At 61.3% G+C, this 14,269-nt stretch carries 10 protein-coding genes, 1 tRNA gene and 3 pseudogenes; 7 read left to right on the top strand and 7 right to left on the bottom strand.

What is annotated here, in order from left to right; genetic code table 11:
* Positions 1 to 121: 121 nt before the first annotated feature.
* The 5 genes and pseudogenes from A7Q26_RS14780 to istB all read left to right on the top strand — a co-directional run bounded on the left by A7Q26_RS14780 (position 122) and on the right by istB (position 6,101).
* Positions 122 to 2,428 carry a TonB-dependent siderophore receptor gene (locus A7Q26_RS14780; protein ID WP_066861139.1) on the top strand — a complete coding sequence of 769 codons (2,307 nt, stop codon included), beginning with the start codon at positions 122 to 124 and terminating at the stop codon, positions 2,426 to 2,428.
* A gap of 315 nt (positions 2,429 to 2,743) precedes the next feature.
* A pseudogene (locus A7Q26_RS25950) lies at positions 2,744 to 3,208 on the top strand (IS5 family transposase); the annotation flags it as partial.
* Positions 3,209 to 3,352: 144 nt separating this feature from the next.
* Positions 3,353 to 3,799, top strand: a complete 447-nt coding sequence (locus tag A7Q26_RS25945) for a tyrosine-type recombinase/integrase (protein WP_084439154.1) — start codon at positions 3,353 to 3,355, stop codon at positions 3,797 to 3,799.
* A gap of 72 nt (positions 3,800 to 3,871) precedes the next feature.
* A complete protein-coding gene (gene istA / locus A7Q26_RS14770; protein WP_066861136.1) occupies positions 3,872 to 5,386 on the top strand; it encodes an IS21 family transposase in 1,515 nt (504 codons plus the stop codon).
* The gene (gene istB / locus A7Q26_RS14765; protein WP_066861293.1) at positions 5,373 to 6,101 is read left to right on the top strand and encodes an IS21-like element helper ATPase IstB; all 729 of its coding nucleotides are present in this window, start codon (positions 5,373 to 5,375) and stop codon (positions 6,099 to 6,101) included. The genes istA and istB overlap by 14 nt, the downstream gene beginning before the upstream one ends.
* Positions 6,102 to 6,427: 326 nt before the next feature.
* Here istB and A7Q26_RS25940 read toward each other — a convergent pair whose 3' ends face one another.
* The 4 genes from A7Q26_RS25940 to A7Q26_RS14745 all read right to left on the bottom strand — a co-directional run bounded on the left by A7Q26_RS25940 (position 6,428) and on the right by A7Q26_RS14745 (position 10,096).
* Positions 6,428 to 7,597, bottom strand: a complete 1,170-nt coding sequence (locus tag A7Q26_RS25940) for a (R)-mandelonitrile lyase (RefSeq protein ID WP_066861291.1) — start codon at positions 7,595 to 7,597, stop codon at positions 6,428 to 6,430.
* Positions 7,598 to 7,628: 31 nt separating this feature from the next.
* Positions 7,629 to 8,102, bottom strand: a complete 474-nt coding sequence (locus A7Q26_RS14755) for a nuclear transport factor 2 family protein (RefSeq protein ID WP_232313818.1) — start codon at positions 8,100 to 8,102, stop codon at positions 7,629 to 7,631.
* A gap of 131 nt (positions 8,103 to 8,233) precedes the next feature.
* Positions 8,234 to 9,091 (bottom strand): aldo/keto reductase, encoded by an 858-nt coding sequence (locus A7Q26_RS14750; protein ID WP_066861130.1) that lies wholly within the window; start codon positions 9,089 to 9,091, stop codon positions 8,234 to 8,236.
* Between the two features lie 21 nt (positions 9,092 to 9,112).
* Positions 9,113 to 10,096, bottom strand: coding sequence for an aldo/keto reductase (locus A7Q26_RS14745; protein WP_066861288.1), 984 nt, complete (start codon positions 10,094 to 10,096; stop codon positions 9,113 to 9,115).
* Between the two features lie 143 nt (positions 10,097 to 10,239).
* On the opposite strand from A7Q26_RS14745, the gene A7Q26_RS14740 reads away from it, so the two are divergent.
* Positions 10,240 to 11,136 (top strand): LysR family transcriptional regulator, encoded by an 897-nt coding sequence (locus A7Q26_RS14740; RefSeq protein ID WP_066861127.1) that lies wholly within the window; start codon positions 10,240 to 10,242, stop codon positions 11,134 to 11,136.
* 353 nt (positions 11,137 to 11,489) lie between these two features.
* Here the strand turns inward: A7Q26_RS14740 and A7Q26_RS24660 are convergent.
* Positions 11,490 to 12,271 (bottom strand): annotated as a pseudogene (locus A7Q26_RS24660) (integrase core domain-containing protein).
* 190 nt (positions 12,272 to 12,461) lie between these two features.
* Here A7Q26_RS24660 and A7Q26_RS26240 point away from each other — a divergent pair.
* Positions 12,462 to 13,543, top strand: a pseudogene (locus A7Q26_RS26240) (IS5 family transposase).
* A gap of 154 nt (positions 13,544 to 13,697) precedes the next feature.
* Here A7Q26_RS26240 and A7Q26_RS24655 read toward each other — a convergent pair.
* A complete protein-coding gene (locus tag A7Q26_RS24655) occupies positions 13,698 to 13,892 on the bottom strand; it encodes an Arm DNA-binding domain-containing protein (RefSeq protein ID WP_232313816.1) in 195 nt (64 codons plus the stop codon).
* A 283-nt stretch (positions 13,893 to 14,175) separates the two neighbouring features.
* Positions 14,176 to 14,252, bottom strand: a tRNA-Met gene (locus A7Q26_RS14725).
* Between the last annotated feature and the right edge of the window lie 17 nt (positions 14,253 to 14,269).

Below are 14,269 nucleotides of genomic sequence, written 5' to 3'. Positions count from 1 at the left end.
AGAACGTAATAGGCTTTGGCTGTTCACGCCGGTCCCCTGTGACTTGTGCGCTTGCGCATAGCGAGACATGACCCTAGAGGCAATCGCGAATCATTATCATTCGCAATCAAGAGGGGGATACATGCGATATCATCAGCGGGCCGCGTTGCTGGCAGCGACGGCCGTGGCTCAGTTGCTGGCGTCCGGCCTCGCCAATGCGGAGGAGTCCGCCGAAGCTAATGCCGACACCATCATCGTCACCGGCATCAACGACAGCAAGGCGAGCACCGGAACCAAGACGGATACGCCGCTGATCGCCACCCCGCAGAGCATCACCATTATCGACCGGGAAGAACTGACCCGCCGCAACGCGCTGTCGATCAACGAGGCGCTGGGCTATGTCGCGGGCGTATCGACCAACCAGCGCGGCGCACTGGCGACCCGTTACGACCAGTTGGTGCTGCGCGGTTTTTCCCCCGGCGTCTTTCTGGACGGCATGCGCCTGATCGCAGGCCCCTATTCCACGCCGCAGATCGATTTCAACCGCATCGACCATATCGACGTGGTGAAGGGCCCCGCCTCCGTTCTCTATGGCAATTCCACACCCGGCGGCCTGGTCAATTTGACCAGCAAGATGCCCGAAGCGACCGCTTTCGGCCGGTTCGAAGGGCAGATCGGCAATTATGACACGTTCCGCTTCGCGGGAGACGTCAATCAGCTGCTCGATGCCGAAGGACGACTGAGGGCCCGTCTGGTCGCAGGCTGGCAGAAGGGGGACAATCTGGCGCAGGGCACTTTCAGCGAGCGCTGGCACGTCAGCCCGATGCTGACCTTCTCCCCGGACGATGCGACCAGCCTGACCCTGGTCGCCACCTATCAACATACGCCCCATGGCGGCGGCTATTCGGGCACGCCTGCTGCTGGCACTGTGCTGCCCAACCCTTTTGGCACGCTGCCGCGCAACATGAATACCGGCGATCCGGGCTATGAGCGCTACGACCATAAGGCGAAGTCGATCGCGGCCTTTTTCCGCCACGATTTCGACGAGCATCTGAGCTTCGCATCGAATTTCCGCTACCAGAGCAACAAGCTGTCCTACCGCCAGATTTATACTTCGGGCTTCGCCACGACCGGCACCGGCACCAACCGCAACAGCGACTATTCGACCATCGTGCGCGGCGGCGGCGGCGCGGATGAAGATTTCAATACGCTGACGATGGACAATCATCTGAACGCGAAGTTCGCGACCGGCTTCATCCAGCATAGCTTGCTGGTCGGCGTCGACTATCAGCGCATCACCGGCGAGAATGTGCAGCAATTCAACAGCGGCGTGACCAGCAATCCGCTACCCAGCATACCCAATCTCAGCCTGTTCGCGCCGGTCTATGGCGGTACGTTGCCGAGCTTCGACCTGAAAATTCTGTCCGCCAGCTACACCAACACCTATGGCAAGCGCGATCAGCTGGGCGTCTATTTCCAGGATCAGATGGCGATCGGCCGGTTGCAGTTGATCGCCAGCGGCCGTCAGGACTGGTATGAGCAGACCTCGCTCAACCTCAACCCGACAACCGCCGCCGCCCGCGCCGCGCCGGTGACGAAGCTGGTGCAGAGCGCCTTCACCATGCGTCTGGGGGCGCTGTACGAGTTCGAATTCGGCCTGTCTCCCTATGTCAGCTATTCGGAATCCTTCGAACCGCAGGCGGGCACCAGCTATGTAACGGCGACCGAAACTGCGCCCTTCGTGCCGATCACCGGCCATCAATATGAGGCGGGTCTGAAATATCAGCCCAAGGGGATCAATGCGATGTTCACCGCGTCGATCTATCAGCTCAAACGGCAGGGCAATCCCGTTTCTGATCCACGCGCGGGAACCGGCGGCATCCCTGCCAACGCCACAGTCCAGATCGGGGAGACGCGGGTGCGCGGCGGCGAGTTCGAAGGGCGCGGCGAAGTGATCCCCGGTTTCGACATCGTCGCGACCGCTAGCTATACCGACGCGGTCATAACCGAAGGAACCCCGGCAATCGCCGCGACCGCGACAAACAGCGGCACGCCGACGACTACCGGCACGCGTCAACTGGGCACGCCGAAATGGAACGCATCGACCTTCCTCTCCTATGATTTCGGTAAGGCGAATAACGCCGCAGGCGCCCTGTCCGGCCTCAGCTTCGGAGCGGGCGTGCGCTATGTCAGCGGATCGGACGGCACCACCAACTATGCGGTCATCAGCGGCGTGACGACCTTCCAGCGCTTCCATACCGACAGCTTCGCGCTGGTCGATGCGATGCTGGGCTATGACCTGTCGAAGCTGGGCCTCAAGGGCTGGAGCGCGTCGATCAACGCCGCCAATCTGTTCGACAAGTCCTATATCAGCGCCTGCCCCTTCCTTAACAGCTGCTATTACGGCGGCCCCCGGACGGTGGTCGGATCGCTCCGCTTCGACTGGTAGTAATGCGCCGCGCGGCTACACAGCGCCGCCCTGCCTTAATCGCTTGTGACGCAAGTCCGTTGGCCAACGCCCCATCCCGGCCATTCAGCATCGCGAGATTCAGTTCCAGGTGTCGACAGTCCCCTTTGCCTGTAAACTTTTAATACTTCGGTTACATTTGTTCAAGGATCGGACATGGATGGAAACGGACCAGTTGCCTCCGCATTTTCAATATGCCGGGGCAACTAGCCGGTCTCACCTTCGAGCCTGATGCGAAAGTTGTTGAGCAATACCAGTATGTTGTGATTCACGCCTCTTTGCGAAGAGATGGAGTGAATGGTGGCATGGACTGGTATTGCCCGGCGGGAGCATAGCCGGGATGGATTGCGATATCCAAGCGATATGACGGATCGCGAATGGCTTTTGGCAGCGCCGTTCATTCCGCCCGCGAAGCGAGGTGGTCGGCGGCGTACAGCTGATATGCGCGAGGTTCTCAATGCGATGCTCTACATTGCGGCGAGCGGTTGTGCGTGGCGTCTGCTGCCAAAATGCTTCCCGCCGGTGTCGACGGTGCGACGCTACTTCTACGCCTGGCGGGATGCTGGTCTGTTCGACGCGATCAACACGGTGCTGGTAATGAACCTGCGTGAGATTGAAGGGCGTGAGGCGTCGCCCAGCGCCGGGGTGATTGACAGTCAGTCTGACAAAACCACCGAAAGTGGCGGAATTTCGGGCTTTGATGCAGGCAAGAGGGTGAAAGGCAGGAAGCGCCATATTCTGACCGACACCTGTGGCTTGCTCGCGAGCCACCTATGGTTCCTTCGGCCCTTCCTGCAAGAACTGGGTATCACCACCAATGCCGACCTTGGTCGCCTGTCCGGGCGCGAGGTGTCGCTCTATGTCGAGCGGCATGCCGGGGATGGCGGATCGACGACTGCCAGGATCATGTGCTCGCGCCTGCGGGTGTTCCTACGGTATCTGCACGCCGAAGGTTTCATCACCACCGATCTGACGGCTGCGATCCCGTCCATCCGGCGGTCTGGCGAAGCGCGATTGCCGAGTTTCATGCCGATCGAGGGCGTTCAGCGCGTCCTTGACGGCTGCGACCGGAGCACTGCGGCCGGTCGAAGAGATCATGCGATCCTGATGCTGCTCGCCCGGCTGGGATTGCGGGCGTGCGAAGTGGCGAGGCTCAGCCTTGATGATATCGATTGGCGCGCGGGTCAGTTCACCGTTCGGGGCAAGGGACGGAAGATCGCCACCATGCCGCTGCCACATGATGTCGGCGCCGCGATTGCCGCCTATCTGCAGCATGGTCGTCCCCGTTCTGACAGCCGGCGGGTGTTCCTGCTTGTGGATCGGCGTGCAAAAAGGACCCCGTTAGCGGGGTGATCGGCGTCTAAAAGGGACCCCTCATTTCGATAGCTTACACAGTCGCGTGGAAGTTCATGCGGCGAGATCGGGATGTTGGTTTTGGAGACAGTGGTTCGTATCCGGCGTGAGTATGCCGGCGGGAAGGCGATCAAGGCGATCGCGCGTGATCTGCATGTGTCGCGGAAGGTGATCCGCAAGGCGATCCGGGCGCCGGAAGGCGCATTTGATTATCGACGCAAGGTTCAGCCGCTACCGCGGATTGGTCCATTTCAGGATCGTCTTGATGTGCTGCTGGAAGAGAATGAGTTGCTGGGCCGACGTGACCGGCTTCGGATGACCCGTATCCATGACCTGCTGGTGCGCGAGGGGTTCGATGGATCCTATGATGCGGTGCGCCGCTATGCGGCGCGCTGGCGTGCTGCGCGGCGGAAGGATGCTGGCGAAGGCGCACCGGCGTTCATCCCGATGACCTTCCAGCCGGGTGAGGCCTACCAGTTCGACTGGAGCCACGAGGATGTGGAGATCGCCGGCAAGCCGATGCGGGTGAAGGTGGCGCATATGCGTCTCTGCGACTCGCGCGCACCCTATGTCCGGGCCTATCCGCGCGAGGGCCAGGAGATGCTGTTCGATGCCCATGCCCGGGCGTTCGCGTTCTTCGGCGGTGTGCCGCGACGCGGTATCTACGATAATATGAAGACGGCGGTGACGGCCGTGTTCACCGGCAAGGAGCGTGTGTTCAACCGCCGCTTCCTGATCATGACCGATCATTACATGGTCGAGCCGACCGCCTGCTCGCCGGCGGCGGGATGGGAGAAGGGCCAGGTCGAGCAGCAGGTCCAGACAATCCGAGGCCGCTTCTTCCAGCCGCGGCTCCGGTTCGCCAGCCTGGCCGAGCTCAACGGGTGGCTGGAGGCCGAGTGCCGGCGCTGGGCCGAGCATCATGCCCATCCCGAACGCGGGGATATTACCGTCGCCGAGGCGCTGGAGATGGAACGCCCTGCATTGCAGCCGATCCTGGGGCCGTTCGACGGCTTCAACGAGAGCGAGCATGCCGTCACCGGCACCTGCCTCATCAGCTTCGATCGCAACCGCTACTCGGTCATGTCGACGGCCGCACGCCGGACCGTTCAGGTGCGCTCCTATGCCGATCGCATCGTCATACGCTGCGGCGATGCGATCGTCGGGGAGCATGAGCGCCACTTCGGTCGGAACCGCACGATATACGATCCCTGGCATTATCTGCCGGTCCTCGCGCACAAGCCCGGCGCGCTGCGTAACGGCGCACCGTTCCAGGACTGGGATCTGCCGCCCGCCCTGCACCGATTACGGCGAAGGCTCGGCACCGGGGACGAGGCCGATCGCAGGTTCGTGCGGGTCCTCTCGGCGGTGCTCACCGATGGCCTGGAGCCGGTAGAGGCTGCCGTGCGCGAAGCGTTGGCGAACGGAACGGCCAGCGACGAGCTGATCCTCAACATCCTCTCCCGGCGCCGCGAGCCGGCGACACCCCACAGCATCGTCACTTCGGAAGACCGGATGCTGCAGCATCCTCCGCTCGCCGACTGTGCCCGCTATGATCTGCTGCGAGGCTATGATGCAGCGGCATGATATGATCGACACGATGCGCGGCCTCGGACTCAAGGGCATGGCGGCGGCGTTCGACGAGGCGGTCACCACCGGCCTCCAGCGCAAGCGCACCACCATGGAGATACTGACCGACCTGCTCCGTGCTGAGGCGACCCACCGGGATGCAGCCTCCATCCGCTATCGGATGACGGCTGCGAGGCTGCCCGTGGTGAAGGACCTTGATGCCTTCCACTTCGAGGGGACGCCGATCAACGAGGCGCTGGTCCGTTCGCTACACAGCGGCGCGTTCCTGCCTGCACGGCGCAATGTCGTCCTTGTCGGCGGCACAGGCACCGGCAAGACCCATCTGGCCATCGCGATCACCGCCAATGTCGTCCGCGCCGGAGCGCGGGGGCGCTACTTCAACACCGTGGATCTGGTGACCCGTCTCGAAGAGGAAGCCCGGATCGGCAAAAGCGGCGCGCTTGCCGCCCAGCTCTCCCGGCTTGATCTCGTCGTTCTGGACGAGCTTGGCTATCTGCCGTTCGCCCGCTCAGGCGGGCAGTTGCTGTTCCATCTGGTCAGCAAGCTTTATGAGCAAACCAGCGTCATCATCACGACCAACCTGGCGTTCGGGGAATGGCCGACCGTGTTCGGCGATCCCAAGATGACCACCGCTCTTCTCGATCGTGTCACCCATCATTGCGACATCATCGAGACCGGCAATGACAGCTGGCGCTTCAAGAACCGAAACTGATCCTCGCCGCAGGTCGGGATGAAGATGCTTTGCGCTGCGCGCGCCTCCGGTCGGGCTCCGCCCTCCCTACGCCGCGCGCAGCGCAAGGAGCATTCCTCGACCGTCGTACCATCTTTGAAAGGGGGTCCCTTTTGCGCGCCGATTGGGGGTCCCGTTTGGACGCCGATTGACAACGGTGAGCGATACCGGCATGGTCGCGGGCGCTGCGGCTTGCGCGGGCTGTGCATCCACTTGCGGGGCTGCTGCCAGCGCAGCCGCTGCGGCGCTGCCGGCGAGGACACCTCGCCTCGACATTTCCATCTCGGTCATCCTCGCCGCCTCTCCCATTACAGCTTGTTGTATAAGTCGTCGGCGACTGGTTCGAGCCAGGTCACGGACGTACCGTCGAGCGCTTCGGACACCGCGACATGGGTCATCACGCTATCGCGCGCCGCTCCATGCCAGTGCTTGACGCCCGGCGAGATAAACACGGTGTCGCCCGTCGCGATCGGCTTCGCGGCCTCACCGTCGACCTGGACCCATCCGTGTCCAGCGGTGACGATCAGCAATTGTCCCAGCGGATGCGTGTGCCAGTTCGTATGCGCGCCCGGTTGGAACGTCACCGTCGCACCGCCAAGGCGCGCATCGCCGGTGCCTTTGAAGGGCGATGCGACCGACACGCTGCCGGTGAAATAGTCGGCGGGACCGGGCTTCGGCTCCTGACCGGGACGGATAAGCTGAACGTCTGACATGGCGGCAACCTGCTTCTTGGCGAACACCTTGCCCGCGACGCCGATGGCGGCGTTCGCCTTCGGCCACCCTGCGTAGAAAGCGAGATGGGTCAGTACCTCGGCGATTTGCGGCTGCGTCAGCCCGTTTTCGAGGCCGCGCTGGAGGTGGAAGGCGAGCTGTTCGCCATCACCGCCCGCGGAAAGCGCGGCGATGGTGACAAGGCTACGGTCGCGGGGCGATAAGTCGGTGCGCCGCCACAAGTCGGCGAACACGACGTCGTTGGTAAGCTGCGCGAGCTTGGATGCGATCGGGGCGAGCGTCCTGTTGACGGCTGCGGCACGCGCGGGATCGGAGCCCGGGAGCGGCGCGGTGGCCGGAGGCACCGCTGCAAACAACTTTAGATCGACATGGCGTGCGGTAAATACCTTCTCGACTTCATTCAAGGCAGACACGGCGTTCGGCCACCCGGTGTAGAAGGCCAGCTGCGTCACCATGCCAGCCACCTCGGATGGCTTGATGCCGTTGTCGAGGCCACGATTGAGATGGCTAGTCATCTGCGCGGTCTTGCCCGTAGCGATTAGCACCGACAGAGTGACGATGCTGCGGTCACGCGGTGCAAGCTCGGGACGCACCCACACGTCGCCAAACAGCACCCGGTCGGTATAGCCAGCTAATGTCGGCGCGATTGCCTGCATGTTTTTGGGCGCAACCGACGGACGCTCCTGCGCCTCGACCGGCACAGCCATCGCCAGCGCGGCAGCGGTTGCATAAGCGACCTTCATCATCTCGTCTCCCATGCCGATACTTGGATCAGGATCAATTGCTGCCAGCGCTCGCCTTCACCGGACGAACTAGGCGCGAGAATGTGAGCTGGGCCAAGCGCCACTTGCCAGCCTGCTTGTTATAAACTTCCGTGACCATGAAGGGATTGGTGACGGAGCGGCCGCCAACCACGGCTTCCAAATCGAGGTCTTCCAGCACGATCGCGGTGTTGCCGAACACCCGCACATCAACCGCGTAGATCGATGCCTTCTTGTACCAGATACCGCCGCTCTGGATGGTGGTAAGTTCCTGGGTCTTGCCCCACGTTCCGCCCATGTGGGTGAACATGGCCCGGTCGTCGAAGAGCGTCGCCAGGGAGTCGACCTTCTTGTCCGCCATCCAATCCCATTTGGTCTTCGACAGGTCGATGACCTGCTGCTCGGTCGGGGTATGCGTGGCGGCCGTCTTGATCGTCTCCATTGGCGGTGCCGGCGTTTGTTGCGCGAGTAAGGGCTGCATGGGCAGCACCGGCAAGGCAACGGCACCTAGCATACGAAGCCACTTCATTCCGTGGGTGGATCGAGTGTCCATCGCACCTGCTCCCCTACAAGGTTGAAAGAGCGAAGGCCGATGCCGGAACATCGGCCTGGAAATGACGATCAGAGCTTCCGTTCGCCGAGCCACTTCACCATTGCCGGATCGCGGTGGTCGAAGAAGCTGCTGGCGTTCTGATCGAGCTTGGTGATCGCATCGAGGTCGCCGGCGTCGAGGTCGAAATCAAAGATATCGAAATTCTGCGCCATGCGCTCCTTGCGCACCGATTTTGGGATCGCGACGATGCCCCGGTCGGTTAGCCATCGAAGCACGACCTGGGCGATGCTCTTGCCATGCTTGTCGGCGATCGGCTGCAACACCTCGTTCGTGAACAGGCCGTTCTTGCCCTCGGCGAACGGTCCCCATGCCTCTGGCTGGACGCCGTACTCCTCAAGGATCTTCACTGCGTTGGTCTGCTGGTGAAACGGATGGATCTCGATCTGGTTGACCGCCGGCTTCACCTCGTTGTGCAGCACGAAGTCGACAACGCGATCGGGGTAGAAGTTGCTGATGCCGATCGCGCGGATGCGTCCGGCCCTGTGCAGTTCCTCCATCGCGCGCCATGCGCCGTACACGTCACCATAGGGCTGATGGATCAGCCATAGGTCGAGATAGTCCAGCCCGAGCTTGTTGATCGACCGCTCGAAAGCGGCCTTGGCACCCTCATAGCTGGCATCCTGTACCCAGAGCTTGGTGGTGACGAACAGCTCGCTCCGATCGATACCGTGGCTTTTAATGGCAGCACCAACCGCCTCTTCGTTGCCGTAGGACGCCGCGGTGTCGAGCAGGCGATAGCCGACGTCGATCGCGTCGCGGACGCTGCGCTCGCATTCTGCGGGATCGGGCACCTGAAACACGCCGAACCCGAGGATTGGCATCTTAACGCCGTTGTTGAGAGTGACGCTGGGAATGTTGCTGGTCATGACGTTGGTTCCTCGTTCGGTTCAGCGATTCACGAACTGCTGATGCGAAGCCGCGTAGCGCTCGCCATGAACTTCGATTTCCGACAGGGCGTCGGCTATGCGCGCCAGGTCCTGATCGGTCAGCGCCAAATCGGCACCGCCGAGGTTTTCCTCTAGCCGGTGGAGCTTGGTCGTACCGGGGATGGGCACGATCCACGCACGCTGTGCGAGCAGCCATGCAAGCGCGACCTGCGCGGGCGTGGCCTCCTTCTCGCTGGCGATCGTCGTGACCAGATCGACAAGCACCTGGTTCGCCGCCATCGCATCGGCCTGGAAGCGCGGCACGGTGCTGCGGAAGTCATCGGCCGCGAACGTTGTGTCCGCCTTCAGCTTGCCGGTGAGGAAGCCCTTGCCGAGCGGGGCGAACGGCACGAAGCCGATCCCCAGCTCTTCGAGCAGTGGCAGGATCTCTGTCTCCGGCTCGCGCCAGAACATCGAATATTCGCTTTGAAGTGCCGCGACAGGCTGTACCGCATGGGCGCGACGGATCGCGTCTGGACCGGCTTCCGACAGACCGAAATGCTTGACCTTGCCCTCGGCGATCAGGTCGCGAACCGTTCCAGCCACGTCCTCAATCGGCACGCTGGGATCGACGCGGTGCTGATAGAAAAGGTCGATGCGATCGGTACGCAGCCGGGACAGCGCCTCGTTCGCGACCTGCCGGATACGCTCGGGACGGCTGTTCAAGCCATCACCCGGTTTGCCGTTCTCGAATCCGAATTTGGTGGCGATGACCACCTGATCGCGAACCGGCGCCAGTGCTTCGCCGACAACCTCTTCATTGTCCCCCGGCCCATAGGCTTCGGCCGTGTCGAAGAAGGTAACGCCGCGATCATACGCTGCGCGAATTAGTGAAACCGCCTCCGTGCGATCGGTAGCTGGACCGTAGCCGTAGCTCAGACCCATGCATCCAAGCCCAAGAGCCGATACCTCAAGGCCGCTGCGGCCCAATACGCGCTTCTGCATCATCAAAATCCTCGTTTGGCCCGTTGGCCACATGCCGGGCCACGATGATCGAAAGGTAGCTTGAAGCAGTTCTGATAATTAGACAGGGTAAATCGCTTGGGTCTATGACGTGATGTCATGAAACTTGATCGGCTAGGCTGAGTATGAAACGTGAAGAATTGGGCAATCTCGCGATGTTTCTGGCAGTCGCAGAGGAGCGTAGCTTCACCAAGGCTGCAGCAAAGCTCGGTATTTCGCAATCAGCGCTGAGCCATACCGTGCGCCGCCTAGAGGCCAAATTGGGGCTGCGGTTGCTTACCCGCACGACACGCAGCGTCGCACCTACGGAGGCCGGTGAACGTCTGATCGAGACTCTGCGACCTGCATTCGATACGATCGATGACAAGCTGGCGACGCTGACGGAGCTTCGCCAGCGTCCCGGAGGGACTGTTCGAATTACTTCCAGCGCTCATGCGGCGCGTGCAGTGCTGTGGCCGGTCATCGACCGCCTGACGGCCGAAAATCCCGACTTGAACATCGAAGTCAGTATCGAGGGTGGCTTCGTGGATATCGTTGCCGATCGATATGATGCCGGGGTTCGCCTTGGTGAAGCGTTGGAACAGGACATGATTGCGGTGCCAATCGGCCCCAAACTCCGAATGGCTGCGTTCGCTTCTCCATCCTACCTGGCTCGCCAGGGAACGCCCCTGACGCCTTATGATCTGGCGAACCACAATTGCATTAGCCTGCGAATGTCCACGTCCGGCGGACTATATGCCTGGGAATTTGAGCGCGGCGGCAAAGAGCTGAGGGTCAAGGCCGAGGGTCAGTTGGTGTTCAACGACGCGCAGCTCATCATAACAGCCGCGCTTGCCGGACATGGCATTGCGTTCATGATCGAGGATCATGTTCTCAATCACTTTTCTGACGGGTCCCTTGTTCGTGTGCTCGACGAATGGTGCGAGCCTTTCGATGGATATTATCTCTACTACACCAGTCGCAGGCAGCCTTCTCCCGCGTTCAAGATGGTGCTTGAAGCGCTTCGCTACCGGTCCCAATGATGTTCTCACCACTCGACGAAATGGCAGGTTTCGTCACGATCTGACTATCAGCAGTCGACGTGGAAACGGCAGCTTCGTCCCACGATCCGGCGTTCGCCTTCGGTGAAATCGACCCTTGCCAATCATTCAGCGGCCAATTTTCGTCTCCTGGGTACAGACTGGCCGGTGGTATCTGGCTAGCCGCTTCCGAGCCTTCCGCCGAAGAAGGGATAATCACCTGCGGATCAAGTGCTATAGATCCCATGGCGGTACTATGGGGTTGTCGTCGCGCCGCCGCTAGTTGTACCAGCCACGCAATCGCCATGCGAGAAAGGAACATTGATCTGCCCGCACCGAGTGGACGGTGTGGTTTGTTAGTGAATTATTCTCACCGCCGCCATATTCGGGTGGAGGTGGAGCGAAGCGGAACCGGAGGCCGGATATTGCGGTGAAGCCGTTTCCGGTGCCGGTGGTTGGTAGCCCAGGCTGCTGTGCGGACGGACGGTGTATAATGCCGCCGCCAGGTTTCGATCAGCACCTAGGCTTCGGTAAGGCTATAGAAGATTTCGCCGTTGAGCAGTTCGTCGCGAAGCGATCCGTTGGGCCGCAGGCCGGAACCTTATGGTTCACTGTCCACCCTGCATGGCACAGCAATGCCGTCACCCGGCGATAGCCGTAGCGACCATATTGCTTGGCCAACGCGATAATGTCCTCGGTCAGCGCCTGTTCGTCATCTGCCCCGCGCGGCACCTTGCGCTATGTCGATCGATGCTGGCCCAGCACCCGGCAGATCCGTCGCTCGGACACAAGAAGCTCGCGTTGAACATTATCGATGCAGCGTCGCCGCCGCCCGGGGCTTAGAAGTTTAGCTGCGCTGGCCTCCGGCTCCCTTTGCCGCCTCCTGCAGGATCAGCTTGTCTAATGTCAGGTCGAAGATCGCACGGCGCAGCCGCTGGTTTTCCTTCCCTACATCCTTCATCCGCCGCGCCTGATCCGTCTTCAGGCCGCCATACTCCTTGCGCCAGCGATAGTAGGTTTGCTCGCTGACCGCGATCCGCCGACACGCCTCAGCGGTCGATGCTCCCTGTGCCAGCACAATCTCAACTTCACGCAGCTTGCCGATAATCTCTTCCGGCTTGTGCTTCTTGCTCGGCATTCAAAGTCCCTTTCATCGTCCAGACTATCATAGTCTCTGGACCACTCAGCGGAAGGCAGATCAATAGCGGTCAGACCATCCCCGTCGCTTGGCGATCATCCATTCCTGGGCCAGTTGGACACCTCGAAAAACCGCTGGTGATTAGCACTGCTGCATGATTCATTGGCTTTCGCGACGAGCGGAGGCGGTGATGGCAGGGCAGCCTGGTTTCTTTGATCTTTCGGACCGTTATGAGGCGCTGAACGCTGCGGGTGATCCGCTGGAACGGCTGTCGGCTGCGGTGGATTTCGAGCTATTTCGAGGACCGCTGGTGGCCGCACTGCGACGCGGCCCCCGCAAAAAGGGCGGGCCCCCGCCGTTCGATCCCGTGCTGATGTTTAAAATCCTGGTTCTGCAGGCCTTGTATTCGTTGTCGGACGAGGCCACCGAGTTCCAGATCAAGGATCGGCTGTCATTCCAGCGGTTCCTGGAAATCGGGCTCGATGGCACGGTGCCCGATGCCACCACGGTCTGGCTGTTCCGGGAGCGTCTCGTGAAGGCCAAGGCGATCGACCGGTTGTTCGCGCCCTTCGATGTCGCGCTCAAAGATCGCGGCTACCTGGCCATGGGCGGGCAGATCATCGACGCCACCGTCGTGCCCGCACCCAAGCGGCGCAACACCCAGGAGGAGAAGACCGCCATCAAGGAGGGTGGTATTCCCCAGGACTGGACGCCCGCCAAGGTCCGGGAGAAAGACCGCGATGCGCGCTGATCGATCAAATATACCAAGGCCAACGTCAGGGAGGGTGCCGATCCCAAGGCAGCAAAGCCGGTCGATCTCGCCATCCCGATGTTCGGCTACAAAAATCACATCGGTATCGACAAACCCATGGGCTGATCCGCACCTGGGATGCCAGCGCCGCCAATGCCCATGACGGCGCAAGGCTGCCGGTTCTGATCAGCAAGGATAACACTGCCTCCGGCGTCTGGGCCGACACCGCCTATCGATCGAAGAAGAACGAGGCGTTCCTCGCAAGGGGCATGTTCACCAGCAACATCCACCGGAAGCGGTTGCCCCGGCGGCCGCTGCCCGAGCGGATAGCCAGAGCCAATGCAAGGCGGTCAAAGGTCCGTGCGGCGGTCGAGCATGTCTTTGCCGGGCAAAAGCACCGCATGGGCCTCGTCGTCCGCACCATCGGTATCGCCCGCGCCAGGATCAAGATCGGCATGGCCAACCTGGTCTATAATTTTCAGCGCCTCGCATGGCTCGAAGGTCGAACTGCGCCTGTTTGAGACCGGAAGGGCTCGCAAAGGAGCAGTTCGCCCGGCAAGACCAGCCAAAACAACCCCGAAAGGCGGCCAGTTAGGCTGCCCCGCGCCGGCAACGCTACCTCAGCCCCGGAATGCTGAGGTTTTTCGAGCCGTCCAGTTGGCGGAACGTCGTCCGCTAGGCCTGATCCTCATGCTTTTTCTGCCGCTTGATGTCCGCAGGGTCCTTTCCGGCAGAGAGAACCGCTTTCATCTCCTCGCGCCAGACCCGTGCACGGTCAATGCTCATCGCCGGATAGTCACCGCCGGTGATGCTCTTCTGCTTGTGCGCAAAGCGATAGGAGAGTCGCCACTCGCGTCGGCCGCCCGCCAGGACGCAGATATATTGAGACCACCACCATCGGCTTTCTTGATGGGGCGAGCGGCGGGAAGAATGGATTGAATAAGGCTATCGGTCAGCACGGATCAGTCTCCTGGACGCCGTGCGCGAGACTTGAATCCTAACTTTGCACCAACAAATTTACCAACAAATCTCATGGTAACCACCTGGGCGGTTATGATCCTGTGTGAGACCATGTTACATGAGATAACAGCCTGAAAACAGGCTATTCTTTGACGTCCATTTGGGACTTTGTTGGTCTTTTTGGACCTTGTTTTGGTTGCGGGGGCAGGATTTGAACCTGCGACCTTCAGGTTATGAGCCTGACGAGCTACCGGGCTGCTCCACCCCGCGACGTTGTTCTGCCTGAG

This window comes from Sphingobium sp. TCM1, from assembly GCF_001650725.1.
Lineage (GTDB): Bacteria > Pseudomonadota > Alphaproteobacteria > Sphingomonadales > Sphingomonadaceae > Sphingobium.
Note: the sequence above shows the minus strand (reverse complement) of the source record. Positions and strands in the feature narration are given on the sequence as shown.